The sequence below is a fragment of the Flavihumibacter petaseus NBRC 106054 genome (assembly GCF_000974785.1).
GTDB lineage: Bacteria > Bacteroidota > Bacteroidia > Chitinophagales > Chitinophagaceae > Flavihumibacter > Flavihumibacter petaseus.
In genome coordinates this window covers 193422-211843 of sequence record NZ_BBWV01000001.1, presented here as the reverse complement: position 1 = coordinate 211843, position 18422 = coordinate 193422, and the positions used below count along the sequence as shown (strand labels likewise).

Genomic DNA, 18422 nt, shown 5'->3' with positions numbered 1-18422 from the left:
GGTTTTTCTTATATTCATAGCCCGAAATCGGGGACGATCGCTGCCAGTTATTGCACCAAAACAACGAAAAATGCCAAGTATGGACACGGCAGCCCTCCAGCAATTCAAGAGCGAGGTTGCACTGAAATTCCAGCTGTACAACAGTCTGTTTACATCATTGCCTTTTCACCGGATTGAAAAGACCGGGATCCTTTTGTCAATGCTTCTGAATGTTTGCGAGGAAGGTTATAAAAAGATGAAAAGCCCCGTTCAGATCATGGAAGAGTTCTTTTCCATGCATACAACCTACCGCAGTGAACAGGAACAGACAGATCTTCTGTTCCGGTTCGTTCAGTATGTGGAACGGCAGGTTGTACTGTTCGATGCACTGGAAGATGCCGCTTTCAGTAAAGTGAATGATTTGTCCGGCCCCGGTACCCTGAAGCAGTTGAAGGCAGCGCTGGATCAGCAGATCACGACACCTGCCGAAGGCGACGAATCCTTTTGTGTGAAACTGGTACTCACTGCGCACCCTACCCAATTTTATCCGGGTGCTGTTCTAGGCATTATCAATGACCTCAGTAAAGCGTTGCAGGAAAACAACACGACGCTTGTCAATACTTACCTCCAGCAATTGGGCAAAACACCGTTCTTCAAGAAGCAAAAACCGACGCCATATGATGAGGCCATGAGCCTTGTGTGGTACCTCGATAATGTATTTTACCCCGCTGTGGGCAAGATCCTGACCTATGCCGCAAACGAACTGGAGTCTTATATTCATCCCGCACAGCCTTTGCTGCAGATGGGCTTCTGGCCTGGCGGCGACCGGGACGGCAATCCATTTGTAACCGCTGAAACCACACTTCAGGTAGCAGCATCCCTGCGCAGCAGCATTGTACGCAGCTACTACATCGATGTACGAAGGCTCAAGCGGCGGCTGACCTTCAAGGAAACCGACCAGCTGATCGCGCAGCTGGAAAAGCAGTTGTATAATGAGGTATTCGCAGAAGGCATGCAGCAGGATCTGAAAGCGGAAGACATGATCAGCCAGCTGAAACAGATCCGGGATACACTCGTTTACCAGCACAACGGGCTTTTTGCCAACCTGGTGGACAATCTCATTCAGAAGATGCGGGCATTTGGTCTTTACTATGCCGCACTGGATGTAAGACAGGACAGCTCAGTACATGAGAGTTTTTACAAAGCATTATCGGCTGTACCCGGCGTGCTGCAGGATGGGTACGATAACCTGGACGAAGGAAAGAAACTGGAGGCTTTGTCTGCCATCAGGCCGCTGGCTTCAGGTGTGGTTATGAAAGAGCCCATTCATGCCGACACACTGAAAACAATTGACGCGATCCGGCAGATCCAGCAACTGAACGGAGAGGCGGGTTGCCACCGGTATATTATCAGCCAGTGCAACAAGGCCAGTAATGTGATGGAAGTGTTTGGCCTGTTCCTCCTGGGAGGATGGAATAGTAAAGCCCTGCCGATCGACATCGTACCGCTTTTTGAGACAATCGATGATCTCCACAATGCTGGTGGAATAATGGAGCAATTATATAGTTTTCCTGTTTACCGTGAGCATTTAAAGCAAAGGGGAAATCGCCAGACCATTATGCTGGGTTTCTCCGATGGAACCAAGGATGGGGGGTACCTGATGGCAAACTACAGCATTCTCCTGGCCAAGCAGGCATTGACTAAACTGTCAGAGAAATACAACGTGGATGTGTTGTTTTTTGATGGCCGTGGTGGTCCTCCTGCCAGGGGGGGCGGAAAGACGCAGAAGTTCTATGCGTCAATGGGGAATGATGTTTCCAATAAAGAGATCCAGCTTACCATTCAGGGACAAACGATCAGTTCCAATTTCGGAACCATCGACTCCGCGCAATACAATATGGAGCAATTGCTGAATGCCGGACTCAGCGGAATGTTGCGGCCGACAGGTAAACCAACACTTCAGCCGGAAGAGGAGGCACTGCTCCGCGAATTGGCAGATGACGGATACCAGGCCTATGTCAGCCTCAAAGAACATCCGTTTTTCGTGGATTATCTGGCCCATGCCAGTCCCCTCCGTTTTTATGCAGAGACCAATATTGGTTCAAGGCCCGCAAAAAGAGGTTCTGCCACCAGGCTGAGCCTGAAGGATCTCCGTGCGATCCCGTTTGTTGGAGCATGGAGCCAGTTGAAGCAGAATGTGACGGGTTATTATGGCGTTGGTACCGCTTTGCAGGCTGCGGAAAAAAGGGGCGAGTGGAAAAAGATCAAAGCCCTGTACCAGCAATCCCTCTTTTTCCGTACGTTAATTGATAACTGCGAAATGGCCATGCTCAAATGCTATTTTCCGCTAACAACCCATCTTGGTGATCATCCGTCATTCGGTGAGATCTGGCACATGATCTATTCAGAATATGAACTGACCAGGAAATATCTGTTCCTGCTTTCGGGGAAAAATGAGTTGATGGCAGATTATCCTGTGGAACAATTGTCGGTGCAGATGCGGGAACGCATTGTGTTGCCGCTGACCACCATTCAGCAATTTGCCATTACACGGGTGAGGGAAATGGAAGGGGCGGCTGGACAAACAGTTGCCGGTAACCTGAAAGCAGTGTACGAGAAGCTTGTAATGCGTTGTTCTTTCGGCATTATCAATGCAGGCCGCAACAGTGCATAAGATAATAAAAAGTCCCCTGTAGAAACAGGGGACGCTCAACGATTGCTTGCCATATGTGAAACAGCGTTAGAAGCTATATATAGCTGCGAATAACAGACTCGCGGTAGATTTTTTAGGGGCACCATCTCCATCTACGAAGATTTCCTGGCTGCCATTATCCAGTCGGAATTCCGGGATGAAAGTAAATCCACCTGCTTTGAAGTTGGCTGAAAGTGTTGCTGCAAATACTTTGGCTCCTTCAGTTGCTGTGGAAGGAACCGGGATCTTGAATTGATTCTTGTCACTGAAGTATTCCGTGCGGAGTGTCAAACCAAACCAGGGTTTAGGGTCGAGGTTGAAATAGAGCGCTGATCCCCACCAGGATTTACCATCCAGGTTTTTCTCACCGTCCCAGGTTTTGATGGAACAAACTGTTCCGTTATAACCAACACTGAACTTGTCACTGATCTTGCCGGTGATCACGAGATCAAACTGGTTTGATTTGGAAGTATCCGGTGCCTCCCCACCCACATAATTCAGGTAGAATTTGAGGTTGTCGCTGGCAGCGTAGCTGTATTGTGCGATGAAGAATTTCTTATTGATCTGGTCAGCCGGGGGAATCCGGTAATCCGTTGCGTTGGATACACCCAACATCAAACCACTTTTACCTTTTGTCAGTTCTGCCTTAACACCGGTGTGGGTGAACGGGCCGTTGGTGAACATGTAAGACATGCTGTAGTTACGATTCAGCTGGGGATCAACCAGTTCATAACCAACGTGGGTGGCCCATGTACCAGCGGTGAACTTTACCCAATCGGCAGGGGAGTAACTGATATACAATTGTTTGATTGCCTGGGTAATGCCTTCATCATTGTAGGCAAAGTCCTTTGCACGGGGACCGAATCCTAAGTCGATTACCATGCCAACTTTGTCACCCTTGTGTTCTGCTTTGATGCTGGCCATGCCGAGAGCAAAGCTGTTATGCGTTCCGGTAAAACTGGTGTAATTGTTGGAAGCTGATTTTCCGAAATTGTATTTATAGTAAACATCAGCTGATCCTGAGAAAGTTACGAAGGGTTTTTTTTCTTCTGGTGCTTCAGCAACCGGTGCGGGAGCTGTTGCAGCAGTATCAATCGTTTGTGTGAATCCCGAGACTACACAGGCCATAGCAAAGCCTGTTGCAAATATTTTTTGTAACATTGTATAGCATTTTAAGTGTTAAAGAGAAGGGTACAGCAAAAGCTTTGTCAGAGGCTTTTATACCAGCTGTACCTTTTTCTGTTACAGGAACAGGTGTCAGCCGGTTCCGGGTAGCAGATAGAGAAGGAAGGCGGACTGCTGTGTCAGCAACAGCCCGGTTCCTGATAGATTATACTCCGGAAGTTTCGAGTTCTTCTTCCTGTAATTTGCCGTTTTTGTGGAGCAGCAAGGTGCCTTGCAGGTATTTTTCATTGTGCTGGGAAGCGTCCAGCCCGATTTCTTCTTCTTCAGAACTAACGCGCAGCGGAAGAATGAAGTTGATGAATTTGAAGATGCCGTAAGAAACGATAAAGCTGTAGGCAACTACAATGGCGAGCGCTTTCACCTGTGTGAAGAAGAATGCCGCGTTGCCGAACCAAAGGCCATCGGCACCAGCGCTGTTAACAGCCTTGGTAGCGAATATACCAGTCATCAGCATACCAACCATACCACCGATACCATGGCAGGGAAATACATCCAGGGTGTCATCAAGACTTGATTTTTGCTTGTAGTAAACGGCGAGGTTAGAGATGATTGCGGCAGCGGCGCCGATGAAGATACTTTGCGGAATCGCTACGAAACCAGCTGCCGGGGTAATGGCTACCAGGCCAACTACGGCACCGATACAGAATCCCAGTACAGAAGGTTTTTTACCGCGAACAACATCAAAGAACATCCAGCTCAGACCTGCGGCAGCAGCGGCTGTGTTGGTTGTACCGAAGGCAGAAACAGAAAGTGCATTGGCGCCCAGGGCAGAACCAGCGTTAAAGCCGAACCAGCCGAACCACAGCAGACCTGTACCGATCAGTACATATGGAATGTTGGCAGGAGGAATTTCTTTGTGTTCCAGGTGAACCTGGCGGCGTTTCAGCACCAGTGCACCTGCGAGGGCAGCACAACCGGCTGAGATATGTACCACGGTACCACCGGCGAAGTCAAGAGCGCCCATTTTGAACAGGAATCCTTCCGGATGCCAGGTCCAGTGTGCAATGGGGGCATACACCAGCAGGCTGAACAATGCAATGAACAGGATATAGGCAGTAAAGCGGATGCGTTCTGCAACAGCGCCAACCACCAATCCGGGTGTAATGATCGCAAACATTAACTGGAATAGAGAAAACAGGGCCAGGGGGATAGTCGGGGCCAGGCTCCAGGGAGCACCGGAAGTGACGCCTTTGAAAAAGGCAAAGGTTCCGGGGTTGCCGATAACACCACCGATTGAATCGCCAAAACAAAGGCTGAAGCCAACTACAATCCAGAGAATACTTACCACTCCGGCAGCTACTACACTCTTGATCATGGTTGAGATAACATTCTTTCTGTGTACCATGCCGCCATAAAAGAAGGCGAGACCGGGGGTCATCAGAAACACCAGCGCTGTTGCTACTATAATCCACGCAATGTCGGCTGAATTGTACAGTTTACCTCCGTCATCGAAGTTCGGCAGGGTAGGGGCAAAAAGAGCGGCAATTGCTACTGCTGCCAGAACCAGAAAGGGGGCAACCTGTTTGGTTGTCAGTTTACTCATTTCAGTTGGTTTTAATGAACATAATAAAAAACAGTAATCTTAAACGTCTAACCTAAATTAGTTATTAAACTTCAGTTAAATAGCCGTAAATATTCACATAGGATAAAATATAATATAATAGTTATACAACCCGATAAACCTTCCCTGTCCAATGTTTTATAATTCTCCGGAAGAACCTTCACAGTCATTTGATTATCAATACTTTGATTAGCCATAAAAAAAGGCCGGATGCTTCCCCTTCCATTGGCCTCTTCGCTTTCATCAACAAAACATATAAACAGGTGCTATTTTTTGAAAAAAATCAAATGCATAAAAAAAAGCGGCAAAAGCCGCTTTTTCATTTATATATTAAAATAAATATATCTGTTCTGCTATACTGCCACTGTCAATGAAGCATCCTTGGTTTCCAGCAGGGACTGCCCCATCAGGAATTCATCCACCTTTCTGGCGCACTCCCGGCCCTCACTGATGGCCCATACCACCAGGCTCTGACCCCTACGGATATCACCCGCTGCAAAAACCTTGGCAATATTCGTCTGGTAAGCTTTCTCAGTTGCCTTCACATTACCCCGCTCATCCAGTTCAATTCCCAGCTCGTCAAGCAGGCCCTTCTGCAACGGATGAACAAATCCCATCGCCAGCAACGCCAGCTCGCAAGGCAGTTCCCGGATACTTCCTTCCACTTCCGCAAACTGGGCCGGGCGGCCATCCGCACTGGCGGTCCACTGCAGGTCCACCACTTTCAGGGCTTTCAGGTTTCCCTGCTCATCTTTGACAAACTCCTTGGTGGCAACCGCCCAGTGCCTTTCGCACCCTTCCTCGTGGGAAGTAGACGTTTTCAACAACATGGGATAGGTTGGCCAGGGCATAAATGGCGTTCTGGATTCAGGCGGCTTGGGAAGCAACTCAAACTGCGTCACGGAAACTGCGCCATGTCGGTTAGAAGTACCTACACAGTCGCTTCCGGTATCACCACCACCAATAACAATTACATTCCTGCCATCAGCGAGGATATTCTCGGCAACTACATTGCTTTCAATTCCGGGATGAGCCAGCGGATCTGCGCCTTCATTCCGCTTGTTCTGCTGCTTCAGGAACTCCATAGCAAAGTGCACGCCTTTAGCATCACGCCCGGGAATCGTCAGATCCCTCGGCACTGTAGAGCCGCCGGCAAGAACAATTGCCTGGTATTCACGCAACAGGTCATTTACCTTCACGTTTACGCCAACATTGGCATGACAACGAAATACCACACCCTCTTCTTCCATCAGGGCAATCCGGCGATCAATCACCCATTTCTCCAGCTTGAAATCCGGAATACCATATCGCAACAGTCCACCCGGTTTCTCGTCCCTTTCAAAAACGGTAACGGAATGACCGGCATAATTCAGCTGGGCCGCAGCTGCCAGTCCGGCCGGACCGGAACCGATTACAGCAATCTTCTTGCCCGTCCGCATATTCGGCTTCCTTGCCTTCACCAGCCTTTTCTCAAAGGCGATCTCGATAATATGCTTTTCGATCTCTTCAATGGTGATGGCCGGCTGATTAATACCCAGCACACAGGCAGTTTCACAGGGCGCGGGACAAATCCTTCCGGTGAACTCAGGGAAATTATTCGTTGAGCTGAGAATATCATATGCTTCTTCCCAGTTCTGCCGGTATACGGCATCATTGAATTCCGGGATCACGTTGCCCAGGGGACAACCATTATGGCAAAAAGGAATGCCGCAATCCATGCAGCGTGCCGCCTGCTGATTCAGTTTTTCATCTGAATAACGCAGCACGAATTCATTATAATCTTTCACCCTTTCTGCAACCGGCCGCTTGCCCGGGAGCTCTCTGGTGAACTCTAAAAATCCTGTTGGTTTACCCATTGCGGGAAATTTGAAAATTTGAAATGAGGTTTGAAATTGTTGCTGTCTGAATCTTTATTTGTCTACCACCATGGCCTTCTTTTCAGACAGTACCTTTTTGTAATCGCGGGGGAAGACTTTGATAAAATTATTCAGCTGGTTGTCGAAATCCTTCAGGATGAACTGCGCCACCGTACTTCCGGTGTACTGATAGTGCTGAAGGATCATTTCTTTCAGCTCAGCCGCATCTTCCTGGTTAACGGGATCCAGGTCAACCATTTCCTGGTTACAGTTTTCAGCAAAATTTCCTTTTACGTCATAGATATAGGCAATGCCGCCACTCATACCGGCAGCGAAGTTCCTTCCTGTATCTCCAAGGATCACCACCTTACCGCCGGTCATGTATTCGCAACCGTGATCACCCACACCTTCCACTACCGCCGTTGCACCGGAGTTCCTTACAGCAAAACGTTCACCTGCCTTTCCGCGGATATACGCCCTGCCGGATGTCGCACCATAGAACGCAACATTGCCGATGATGATATTGTCTTCCGGTACAAATCCTGCCAACAGGGATGGATATACGATCAGCTTGGCACCGCTGAGTCCCTTGCCAAAATAGTCATTGGCATCTCCTTCCAGTTCAAGGGTTACACCTGTTGTGTTGAATGCACCGAAACTTTGTCCGGCTGTACCGGTGAGTTTGAAATGGATGCTATCCTCCGGTAAACCTTTGGCACCGTGTACTTTGGAGATCTCGTTGGAGAGAATCGTTCCGATGGTCCGGTCTGTGTTTTTCGTTTCGAAATGGGCGAATACTTTCTGCTGGTGTTCCAGCGCAGGTTTCGCGGCATCGAGCAGTTTCCAGTCGAGTACTTCTGCCATTCCATGATCCTGCTGTTCCTGGTTGTAAAGGCCGGTATACAAGGATCCGGGTTCTTTATAGAGGATGGGAGAAAGATCGAGGTTTTTGTATTTCCAGTGTTTGCAATCTGTTCTTGCTTCCAGGAACTGTACCTGGCCCACCATTTCATTCACCGTGCGGAAGCCGAGCTCAGCCATGATCTCGCGCAATTCTTCGGTAATGAATTGGAAGAAATTCACAACATGATCCGGGTTACCCTTGAAGCGCTTTCGCAATTCGGGATCCTGGGTAGCCACACCAACCGGGCAGGTATTGAGATGGCATTTGCGCATCATGATACAACCTTCTACAACAAGGGCTGCAGTGGCAACGCCCCATTCTTCCGCACCCAGCAGGGTAGCGATGGCAATATCACGACCGGTCTTCATCTGACCATCTGCCTGCAGTACCACACGGCTGCGGAGTTTGTTGCGCACCAGTGTCTGATGAGATTCGGCAAGACCGAGTTCCCATGGAAGTCCTGCATGCTTGATAGAGCTGATGGGAGAAGCACCGGTACCGCCATCGAATCCTGCAATGAGGATGACATCTGATTTGGCTTTTGCCACACCGGCAGCGATGGTTCCAACGCCTGCCTTACTTACCAGTTTTACACTGATCCTGGCGGCACGGTTGGCATTCTTCAGATCAAAAATGAGCTGTGCAAGATCCTCGATTGAATAAATATCATGGTGCGGGGGAGGAGAGATCAGGCCCACACCTGGCGTGGAGTGTCGTACTTTACCAATCCAGTCATCCACTTTATGTCCGGGGAGCTGTCCGCCTTCACCAGGCTTCGCGCCCTGTGCCATTTTGATCTGCAGTTCATCTGCCATCGTCAGGTAATGGCTGGTCACCCCGAAACGGGCTGATGCTACCTGCTTGATCGCACTCCTCATGGAATCTCCGTTGGGGAGCGCGTTGTACCGCATTTCATCTTCACCACCTTCCCCGGTATTGCTTTTCGCGCCGATCCTGTTCATGGCGATCGCCAGTGTGGAATGCGCCTCATGGGAGATTGAACCGAAACTCATGGCACCGGTTGCAAATCGTTTCATGATTTCGGACGCGGGTTCCACCTCATCAATGGAGATAGATGGCCGGTTGCTCTTGAATTGCAGCTGGCTGCGCAGCGTAGCGGCTTTGTCACCCTGCTCGTTCACGAGTTTGCTGTATTTCTTAAAGCTCGCATAGTCATTCATGCTGGTAGCATATTGAAGCGCATGAATGGTTTGCGGATTGAACAGGTGAAACTCACCTTTCCGCTTCCACTGATAGACGCCACCAACCGGCAGACGATCCACAGGGATATCTTTCCGGCTGAAGGCAAGAAAATGCTTGGCGAGTGCTTCGCGGGCGATCTCGTCGAGTCCCATGCCTTCAATTCTTGAAGTAGCACCGGTAAAGTATTTGTCCACCACCTGGCGGTTCAGCCCAATGATCTCGAAGATCTGGGCACCCTGGTAGGATTGCAGGGTGGAAATGCCCATCTTGGAGAACACTTTCAACAAACCGTCGCAGACAGCCTTGATATAATTTTTCTTCAGGTAATCGGGCTCAAGTGTAGTTTGCAGCTGGTTGTTCAGGCGCATGTCACGGATGCTCGATAAAGCGAGATACGGGTTGATGGCTGTTGCGCCAAAACCGATCAGGCAGGCGAAATGATGTACTTCCCAGACATCACCGGCTTCCACTACCAGCCCCACCTGGCCACGATAACCCTTGCGGATCAGGTGATGGTGCACCGCCGCTGTACTCAGCAATGAAGGAATGGGCGCGTGATCGCTGTCGATCGCGCGGTCACTCAGGATCAGCACTTCAAAGCCATCCTGTACGGCATCCACCGCATAGCGGCAGAGACGGTCAAGTGCCTTCTGCAGCGATCCGGGTTTGCCGTCTGCGCGGAAATAACACTGCAGGGTTTTCGCCTGGTAGATTCCGGTATCGATACTGCGGATCTTCTCCAGCTCGTGGTTATTCAGCACTGGTTGTTTCAGGGCTACACTGTGCGCTGCAAGGGGCTCTTCCACCAGCAGGTTACTGTTGCCGCCTACGAATGTAGCCAGCGACATCACCAGCCTTTCCCGGATAGGATCGATTGGCGGGTTCGTTACCTGCGCAAAGAGCTGTTTGAAATAGCTGCTGAGGTGCTGCGGCTGATCGCTCAGTACTGCCAGCGGCGTATCGGTACCCATTGATCCGATGGGTTCCTTACCATCCACAGCCATTGGTGCAATGAGATTTTCCAGGTCTTCAGTAGAATAGCCAAATGCTTTGTGGTACTTGAATACCTGGTCGTGCTCGAGGTGCGTAAAGGAAACCCGGGGCTCCGGAAGCTCCTCCAGGCGGATCTTATATTTGTTCAGCCATTCTGCATAAGGTTTCTGACTGCAGATCTGGCTTTTCAATTCTTCATCACTGATAATTCTTCCCTGCTCCAGGTCAACCACGAACATCTTGCCGGGCTGCAGGCGTCCCTTTTCCTTAATGATGGAAGGATCAACCGGCAAGACACCTGACTCTGATGCCATGATCACCCGGTCATCCGTGGTAACGCAATAACGGGAAGGGCGAAGGCCATTCCTGTCAAGCGTCGCCCCAATGATCCGGCCGTCTGTAAATGAAATGGAAGCGGGACCATCCCACGGCTCCATAAAGGCAGCATGGAATTCATAAAACGCTTTCTTCACCGGATCCATCAGGTCATTGCCATCCCACGCTTCAGGGATCAGCATCATCATTACATGTGGAAGCGAACGGCCCGACAGGGTGAGCAGTTCGATCATATTGTCGAGGCTGGCGGAGTCACTCTGACCATCGGTGGCAATGGGCAGCAGCATATCCATTTCCTCTTTGGAAAAGTAGGGGGATGCGAAACTCTTTTCACCGGTACGCAGCCAGTTCAGGTTGCCCTGTACGGTATTGATCTCACCGTTATGGGCGATATATCGGAACGGCTGTGCCAGTTTCCAGGAGGGGAATGTATTGGTCGCAAAACGGGAGTGGACCAGGCCATAGGCGCTGACCATCCGCTTGTCGCTCAGGTCAGGGAAATACCCACGAACCTGGTTGCTGGTCAGCTGACCCTTGTACACCACGGTTTTGTAGGAAAGGGAAGCCAGGTAAAACCCGATGGCATCCTTCTTTACAGTGTTCAGAATGGTATGGCTCGCGTAATTGCGAAGGATAAACAACTTTCTTTCAAAATCTTCCGGCTGGTTGATGTGATCAGGACAGGCCACAAAAACCTGTTCCATTTCAGGTTCAACGCTCAGCGCGGTGGGACCGATCCCTTCTGTATTCACAGGTACCTTCCGGTATCCCAGGATCTCCAGTCCCAGCTTTTCTGCTGACCGGTTGAAAATATCGCGACACTCTTCCCGGAGACGGATCTCGCGCGGAAAAAATATCATACCCACACCGTAGCGGCCATAAGCGGGAAGGTGAATGCCCAGCTTCACACATTCATCAAAATAGAATTCATGAGGTGTCTGGATCATGATTCCCGCACCATCGCCCGTGTTGTTCTCACAACCGCAGGCGCCGCGATGTTCCATGTTCTCCAATACCGTCAGGGCATCTGAGATGATCTGATGAGACTTATGGCTTTTGATATTTGCTACGAAACCGATACCACAGGAGTCGCGCTCAAAGGAGGGGTCGTACAAACCCATGTTGCTTGCCATCGTTGATAATGCAGTTTAGAAATTATTCAAAAAAAGGGCCGTTTCCCTATATGGAATTCAATATATTAGCAAGCGACGCTATGAATATACAACAATTAATTCACATTACACCAAATAGCCAAAGAGATTGTCGTCTTTGTTCAACTCGGTGAACGTGAATCCATAACGTTGCAGTTTTTCCAGGAGAACGGGGTAATCATCCGGTTGCTGAAGTTCAATTCCTACCAGTGCCGGGCCACTTTCCTTATTGTGCTTTTGAATGTATTCGAATCGGGTGATATCATCTGTCGGCCCCAGCACATTATTTACAAATTCCCGCAGCGCTCCCGGGCGCTGGGCAAACCGGATCAGGAAATAGTGTTTTAACCCTTCATATTGAAGGGATCTCTCCTTGATCTCCTGCATCCGGTCAATATCATTATTGCTGCCACTCACCACGCAAACAACAGTCTTTCCTGCGATCTGGTCTGCATACTGGTCTAATGCCGCAATGGACAAAGCGCCAGCAGGTTCCACCACTATGGCGTCCTCGTTGTACAGGCGAAGGATCACGGAGCAGATCTTTCCTTCCGGTACCAGCAGCATATCGTCCAGTACTTCCCGGCAAATGGCGAATGTTTTATCACCTACCCGTTTTACGGCAGCGCCGTCTACAAAGCGCTCAATGGTTTCCAGGGTCACCGGCCCCCCATGGTGCAGAGCAGCCTGCATGGAGGGTGCGCCCTCTGGCTCCACGCCGATGATCCCGGTACCCGGTGAATAGGTTTTCAGGTAGGCGCCGATCCCGGCACTCAGTCCGCCGCCCCCCACCGGTATAAAAACATAATCGATCTTGTCCAGGTCCTCCAGGATCTCTAATCCTACAGTGCCCTGTCCCTCAATGATCTTTTCATCATCAAAAGGCGGAATGAATGTCATTCCGTGAGATTCCGTATAAGCTTTTGCGGCATTTGCACAATCGTCGAAAGTATCCCCCACCAGCCTGATCTCGATCCAGTCTTCACCGAACATTCTTGTCTGCTGAACTTTCTGGTTGGGGGTGATAATCGGCATGAACACAACTCCCTTCACCTTCAGCTGCCGGCAGCTGTAAGCGAATCCCTGCGCATGATTCCCCGCACTGGCGCAAACCACTCCCTGCTGTAATTGTGCCACAGGAAGGCTGCTCATCATATTGTAGGCCCCGCGGAGTTTATAACTGCGCACTACCTGCAGGTCCTCACGTTTCAGGTATACATTACAGTTATACCGGCGGCTCAGGTTATGGTTGTAGGTCAGCGGGGTTTTGCGGATGACCTTCCTCAGCCGGATAGCCGCCTGCTGAAAATCAAGTGGTATGGAAAGTGATGTGTTCAATTCGGTAAGCTGGGATAAAACCGGCCGGCTGAAACCAACCAGCCGGTTTTAATAGTGATGATTTATTTCTGATTCTCCGGACGAAGGCTGCGCACGGTTTTGCCGGCCTGCCACATTTCGCTTTCACGCAGTTCTTTCAGTTCTGCATCGAGCTTCTCGCGGTAATCTTCCTGGCTGTTGGAATCAATGGAACGCTGTGATTCTTTTCCGGTAGCTACACTCTCATACAATTCTTTGAATACCGGAGAGGTTGCATCACGGAACTTCTTCCACCAGTCCAACGCACCACGTTGTGCAGTAGTAGAACAGTTGGCATACATCCAGTCCATACCGTTTTCAGCAACCAGCGGCATGAGTGATTGTGTCAGCTCTTCAACTGTTTCATTGAATGCCTCACTTGGCGTATGTCCCTTGTCACGCAGTACCTGGTACTGTGCAGCAAAGATTCCCTGGATCGCGCCCATCAGGGTTCCGCGTTCGCCAGTCAGATCGGAATATACTTCTCTTTTGAAATCGGTTTCGAAGAGATAACCGCTTCCTACTGCAATACCCAGGGCAACAACGCGCTCACGGGCTTTGCCGGTAGCATCCTGGAAGATAGCGTAAGAGCTGTTCAGGCCACGGCCCTGCAGGAACATCCGGCGCAGGGAAGTACCGCTTCCTTTCGGCGCAACCAGGAAAACATCCACGTCAGCTGGCGGAATAATGCCGGTCTGCTCGTTGAAGGTGATGCCAAATCCGTGAGAGAAATACAAAGCCTTTCCTTTGGTCAGGTGCTTTTTAACTGTAGGCCACAGGGCAATCTGTGCAGCATCACTCAGCAGGTAGCAGATGATGGTGCCGCGCTCCAGTGCTTCCTCAATTTCAAAAAGTGTTTCACCGGGAACGAAACCGTCGGCGATGGCTTTGTCCCATGTTTTGGAATTTTTTCTCTGGCCAACGATTACGTTGATGCCATTATCTCGCTGGTTCAATGCCTGGCCAGGTCCCTGTACGCCATAGCCGATAACCGCAACGGTTTCATTCTTTAAAACCTCCTGTGCTTTTGCCAGGGGGAACTCTTCGCGGGTTACCACATTTTCTTCAACGCCGCCGAAATTTAATTTAGCCATTGTGCAATTTTTGAGAATGTTTGAATTTTTATTGATGTATTGTTTGAGGGCTGAGATTACATACTGAAAATGCTTTCGTTCTTGTCGAGGTACTCGTTCTCCACCACTTCTTCACCGGGCTCCTGCTTTTCAAATTCCCTGATTTTGTCATGGAATCCCTTGGAGTTCTTGATGATCGCCACGCGCGCACTCCGTACAAATTCGATCAGTCCATATTCACCGAGGATCTCAATGAGCTTATCTGTTTCTTCGCGGTGACCTGTGGCTTCAAATACCGTGTAGTCTGTACGGATCACTACCGCGCGGGCGCCGTACTGGCGCAGCAAACGCTCTACCTGAACCTTCTCGGCAACCTGATCGGTAGGCACTTTGTACAAAGCCAGTTCCTGCCAGATGATCTCATCATTGCTGCTGTAATATGCTTTGAGTACTTCCACCTGCTTCTCAATCTGGCGGCAAAGTTTCTTTACCACTTCTTCCGTTTCATTGATCACGATATTGAAACGGTGAATGTTCTCGATCTCGGAAGGAGAGGTGTTAAGGCTTTCCACATTGATTTTCCGCCGTGAAAAGATAATAGCGATCCTCGTGAGTAAACCAATCTGGTTCTCAGTATATACGGTGATGGTGAATTCCTGTTTCATGTTGTTGATTGTTGATTACTTTAACCGGATTTCCGCTACGCTGCAGCCCTGTGGAACCATCGGGAATACATTGTTTTCCTTGCCTACCATGATCTCCAGCAGATAGGCGCCATCATGATCCAGCATCTGTTTCAGGGCTCCGCGCAATTGCTCCCTTACTTCCACTTTCTGCGCTTCGATATAATAGCCTTTGGCAACCGCGATGTAATCAGGACTGGTAATGTTCACAAAGGAATAGCGCTTGTCATGGAACAGTTGCTGCCATTGTCTTACCATGCCCAGGAACTGGTTGTTGAGGATAATGATTTTCACCGCAGCACCGAATTGCATGATCGTTCCCAGTTCCTGGATTGTCATCTGGATGCCGCCGTCTCCGATGATGGCTACTACCTGGCGTTCAGGAGCACCATATTTTGCACCGATTGCAGCCGGCAATCCGAATCCCATCGTTCCCAGTCCACCGGAAGTGATATTGCTTTTGCTCTGCGTGAATTTTGCATACCGGCACGCCACCATCTGGTGCTGGCCCACGTCCGTAACGATCACGGCATCACCGCCGGTAAGCTCGTTCAGTGCATCCAATACTTCTGCCATCGTCATCACTTCCCCTTCGGGATGCATTTCCGGCTGAATGCACTGCTCTTCTTCCTGTTTGCGGTAGTCATGAAACTTTTCCAGCCATTGCGGATACACTTTCTGATCAACCAGTTCGGTCAGCAGGGGAAGCGTCTCCTTGCAATCACCCCACACCGGAACGGTCGATTTGACGTTTTTATCGATCTCTGCGGGATCAATATCGAGATGGATCACCTGGGCCTGTTTGGCATATTTATCCAGCCTGCCGGTTACCCGGTCATCAAAGCGCATCCCGATCGCGATCAGTACATCACATTCGTTGGTCAGCACATTTGGACCATAGTTGCCATGCATACCAAGCATGCCAACATTCAGCGGGTGGTCAGTAGCCAGTGCACTAAGGCCCATGATGGTCCATGCTGCAGGAATACCCGACTTTTCAATGAAGGCACGGAATTCCTGTTCTGCTTTCCCGAGGATCACTCCCTGTCCGAACAGCACAAATGGCTTTTTGGCCTGGTTGATCAGGTCAGCCGCCTGGCGGATATATTCCTTGCGCACCAGCGGCTTCGGCCGGTAGCTCCGGATGTGATCGCATTTCTTATATCCTTCATAGGCAAACTGCTGCAGCTGTGCATTCTTGGTGATGTCGATCAGCACGGGTCCGGGACGGCCGCTGCCGGCAATGTAAAATGCCTTGGCCAGCACATGGGGGATCTCGTTTGCATCTGTTACCTGGTAGTTCCATTTGGTGACCGGGGTGGTGATATTGATCACATCGGTTTCCTGGAAGGCATCCGTTCCCAGGAGATGAGCGAATACCTGGCCGGTTACGCAAACCAGTGGGGTAGAATCGATCATCGCGTCGGCCAGTCCGGTTACCAGGTTGGTCGCACCGGGGCCGCTCGTAGCGAATACCACACCGGTTTTTCCGGAGGTGCGGGCATATCCCTGCGCCGCATGAATGCCACCCTGTTCGTGGCGCACCAGGATGTGATTGAGTTTCTCCGTATAATCGTACAAGGCATCATAAATCGGCATGATAGCGCCACCCGGATAACCAAAGATGGTGTCAACGCCTTCCGCAATAAATGCCTCCAGTACCGCAACCGAGCCACTGATGGTGGTGGTGGCCGGAATGGCTGTGTGTTTTTTCGGTTCTGCTGATGCTGCTGTTGCTGTGCTCATGATAATAGGTTTTATGCTTCGTCGGTTACGCAGCCCTGGCTGGCGTCCTTTACCGACTGGGCATATTTGAAAAGAATTCCTTTGGTTGCTTTCAGTGCGGGCTGTTTCCACGCTTCGCGGCGGCGCGCGATTTCATCGTCGCTCACCTTCAGGTCAATGCGGTTGGTCTTCGCATCTATCTCAATGGTATCGTCGTCCTGAACCAGTGCGATCGTTCCTCCCATGTATGCTTCCGGGGTGATATGTCCCACCACGAAACCATGGGTTCCGCCACTGAACCGGCCATCTGTAATCAGGGCAACTGATTTGCCCAGGCCCGCACCAATAATGGCACTGGTAGGCTTCAGCATTTCGGGCATGCCCGGCGCGCCTTTGGGACCTACCTGGCGGATCACCACCACATCGCCCTTTTTGACCCGGCCGCTTTCAATGCCGGCAATCAGTTCCTGCTCGCCGTCGAACACGCGTGCCGGACCGGTAAAGCTTTCTCCTTCTTTACCGCTGATCTTGGCAACGCTTCCGCCTTCAGCGAGGTTACCATATAGGATCTGCAAATGCCCTGTAGCCTTGATCGGCGTTTCCATCGGCAGGATGATCTGCTGGGTAGCAAAATCAATTTCAGGAACGTCTGCCAGGTTTTCTGCCAGGGTCTTTCCGGTAACAGTGAGACAGTCACCATGCAGCAGGCCTTTTTTCAACAGATATTTCATCACTGCAGGCACACCACCATGATGGTGCAGGTCCTGCATCATATATTTTCCACTGGGCTTGAGATCTGCCAGTACGGGTATGCGGTCACTCACTTTCTGAACATCATCCTGTGTGAGCTCAACATTCACACTTTTGGCCATGGCGATAAGATGCAGCACCGCATTGGTAGATCCGCCCAGGATGGTGATCAGTACCAGTGCATTTTCAAAAGCCTCGCGGGTCATAATGTCCCGTGGCTTGATATCTTTTTCCAGCAACAACCTGATCGCCTTCCCCGCAGCCTGGCATTCGTCCTGTTTTTCCTGGCTCAGCGCCGGGTTGGAAGATGAATAGGGAAGACTCATGCCCAATGCTTCAATGGCTGCAGACATGGTGTTGGCCGTATACATGCCGCCACAGGCTCCGGCACCGGGACAGGAATTTTTCACGATTCCCTTGAAATCTGCTTCAGACAATTGTCCGGCGATCTTCTGACCCAATGCTTCAAACGCAGAAACAATATTGAGGTCCTGTCCCTTGTAATGACCTGGTGCAATAGTACCGCCGTATACCATGATGGCAGGACGGTTCAGTCTTCCCATCGCGATGATGGAACCCGGCATATTCTTGTCACAACCCGGTACGGCAATCAGGCCGTCATAATACTGCGCACCGCAAACTGCTTCGATGGAATCAGCGATGATATCACGGCTCACCAGCGAAAAGCGCATGCCATCGGTACCATTGCTCATACCGTCACTCACACCGATGGTATTGAAAATAAGACCGACCAGCGATTCATCCCAGATGCCCTGTTTGATCACTTTAGCCAGGTCATTCAGGTGCATGTTGCAGGTGTTGCCGTCATATCCCATGCTGACGACTCCGACCTGAGCTTTTTTAAGATCATCGTCAGTAAGACCAATGCCGTAAAACATTGCCTGGGCTGCAGGTTGTGTGGGGTCCTGTGTAATGGTGCGCGAATATTTGTTCAGTGGGTTGGACATAAATTTA

10 protein-coding genes are annotated in these 18422 nt (G+C 50.3%); 1 reads left to right on the top strand and 9 read right to left on the bottom strand.

The annotated features are described in order from the left end of the window. Positions 1–79 precede the first annotated feature (79 nt). The gene (locus FPE01S_RS00845; RefSeq protein ID WP_046367068.1) at positions 80–2653 is read left to right on the top strand and encodes a phosphoenolpyruvate carboxylase; all 2574 of its coding nucleotides are present in this window, start codon (positions 80–82) and stop codon (positions 2651–2653) included. Positions 2654–2719: 66 nt separating this feature from the next. On the opposite strand, the gene FPE01S_RS00840 is transcribed toward FPE01S_RS00845, so the two are convergent. From FPE01S_RS00840 to ilvD, 9 genes are all read right to left on the bottom strand, one after another. After that, positions 2720–3832 carry a porin gene (locus FPE01S_RS00840; RefSeq protein WP_046367067.1) on the bottom strand — a complete coding sequence of 371 codons (1113 nt, stop codon included), beginning with the start codon at positions 3830–3832 and terminating at the stop codon, positions 2720–2722. Positions 3833–4001: 169 nt separating this feature from the next. Next, positions 4002–5399 (bottom strand): ammonium transporter, encoded by a 1398-nt coding sequence (locus FPE01S_RS00835; RefSeq protein ID WP_046367066.1) that lies wholly within the window; start codon positions 5397–5399, stop codon positions 4002–4004. 371 nt (positions 5400–5770) lie between these two features. Continuing rightward, positions 5771–7273, bottom strand: coding sequence for a glutamate synthase subunit beta (locus FPE01S_RS00830; protein WP_046367065.1), 1503 nt, complete (start codon positions 7271–7273; stop codon positions 5771–5773). A gap of 54 nt (positions 7274–7327) precedes the next feature. Then, positions 7328–11842, bottom strand: coding sequence for a glutamate synthase large subunit (gltB, locus tag FPE01S_RS00825; RefSeq protein WP_046367064.1), 4515 nt, complete (start codon positions 11840–11842; stop codon positions 7328–7330). A 105-nt stretch (positions 11843–11947) separates the two neighbouring features. Continuing rightward, the gene (ilvA, locus tag FPE01S_RS00820; protein ID WP_046367063.1) at positions 11948–13198 is read right to left on the bottom strand and encodes a threonine ammonia-lyase IlvA; all 1251 of its coding nucleotides are present in this window, start codon (positions 13196–13198) and stop codon (positions 11948–11950) included. 62 nt (positions 13199–13260) lie between these two features. After that, positions 13261–14310, bottom strand: coding sequence for a ketol-acid reductoisomerase (gene ilvC / locus FPE01S_RS00815; protein WP_046367062.1), 1050 nt, complete (start codon positions 14308–14310; stop codon positions 13261–13263). Between the two features lie 56 nt (positions 14311–14366). Beyond that, positions 14367–14954, bottom strand: a complete 588-nt coding sequence (ilvN, locus tag FPE01S_RS00810; protein WP_046367061.1) for an acetolactate synthase small subunit — start codon at positions 14952–14954, stop codon at positions 14367–14369. 15 nt (positions 14955–14969) lie between these two features. After that, positions 14970–16718: a biosynthetic-type acetolactate synthase large subunit gene (gene ilvB, locus FPE01S_RS00805; protein ID WP_083990098.1), complete on the bottom strand. Its 1749-nt coding sequence runs from the start codon at positions 16716–16718 to the stop codon at positions 14970–14972. Positions 16719–16729: 11 nt separating this feature from the next. Continuing rightward, a complete protein-coding gene (gene ilvD, locus FPE01S_RS00800; RefSeq protein ID WP_046367060.1) occupies positions 16730–18415 on the bottom strand; it encodes a dihydroxy-acid dehydratase in 1686 nt (561 codons plus the stop codon). Positions 18416–18422 lie beyond the last annotated feature (7 nt).

Excerpts from the sequence above, each read along its gene's own strand:
- FPE01S_RS00845 (WP_046367068.1), top strand. The coding sequence starts at position 80 with ATGGACACGGCAGCCCTCCAGCAATTCAAGAGCGAGGTTGCACTGAAA.
- gltB (WP_046367064.1), bottom strand. The coding sequence starts at position 11,842 with ATGGCAAGCAACATGGGTTTGTACGACCCCTCCTTTGAGCGCGACTCC.
- FPE01S_RS00840 (WP_046367067.1), bottom strand. The coding sequence starts at position 3,832 with ATGTTACAAAAAATATTTGCAACAGGCTTTGCTATGGCCTGTGTAGTC.
- ilvC (WP_046367062.1), bottom strand. The coding sequence starts at position 14,310 with ATGGCTAAATTAAATTTCGGCGGCGTTGAAGAAAATGTGGTAACCCGC.
- ilvB (WP_083990098.1), bottom strand. The coding sequence starts at position 16,718 with ATGAGCACAGCAACAGCAGCATCAGCAGAACCGAAAAAACACACAGCC.
- ilvD (WP_046367060.1), bottom strand. The coding sequence starts at position 18,415 with ATGTCCAACCCACTGAACAAATATTCGCGCACCATTACACAGGACCCC.
- FPE01S_RS00830 (WP_046367065.1), bottom strand. The coding sequence starts at position 7,273 with ATGGGTAAACCAACAGGATTTTTAGAGTTCACCAGAGAGCTCCCGGGC.
- FPE01S_RS00835 (WP_046367066.1), bottom strand. The coding sequence starts at position 5,399 with ATGAGTAAACTGACAACCAAACAGGTTGCCCCCTTTCTGGTTCTGGCA.
- ilvN (WP_046367061.1), bottom strand. The coding sequence starts at position 14,954 with ATGAAACAGGAATTCACCATCACCGTATATACTGAGAACCAGATTGGT.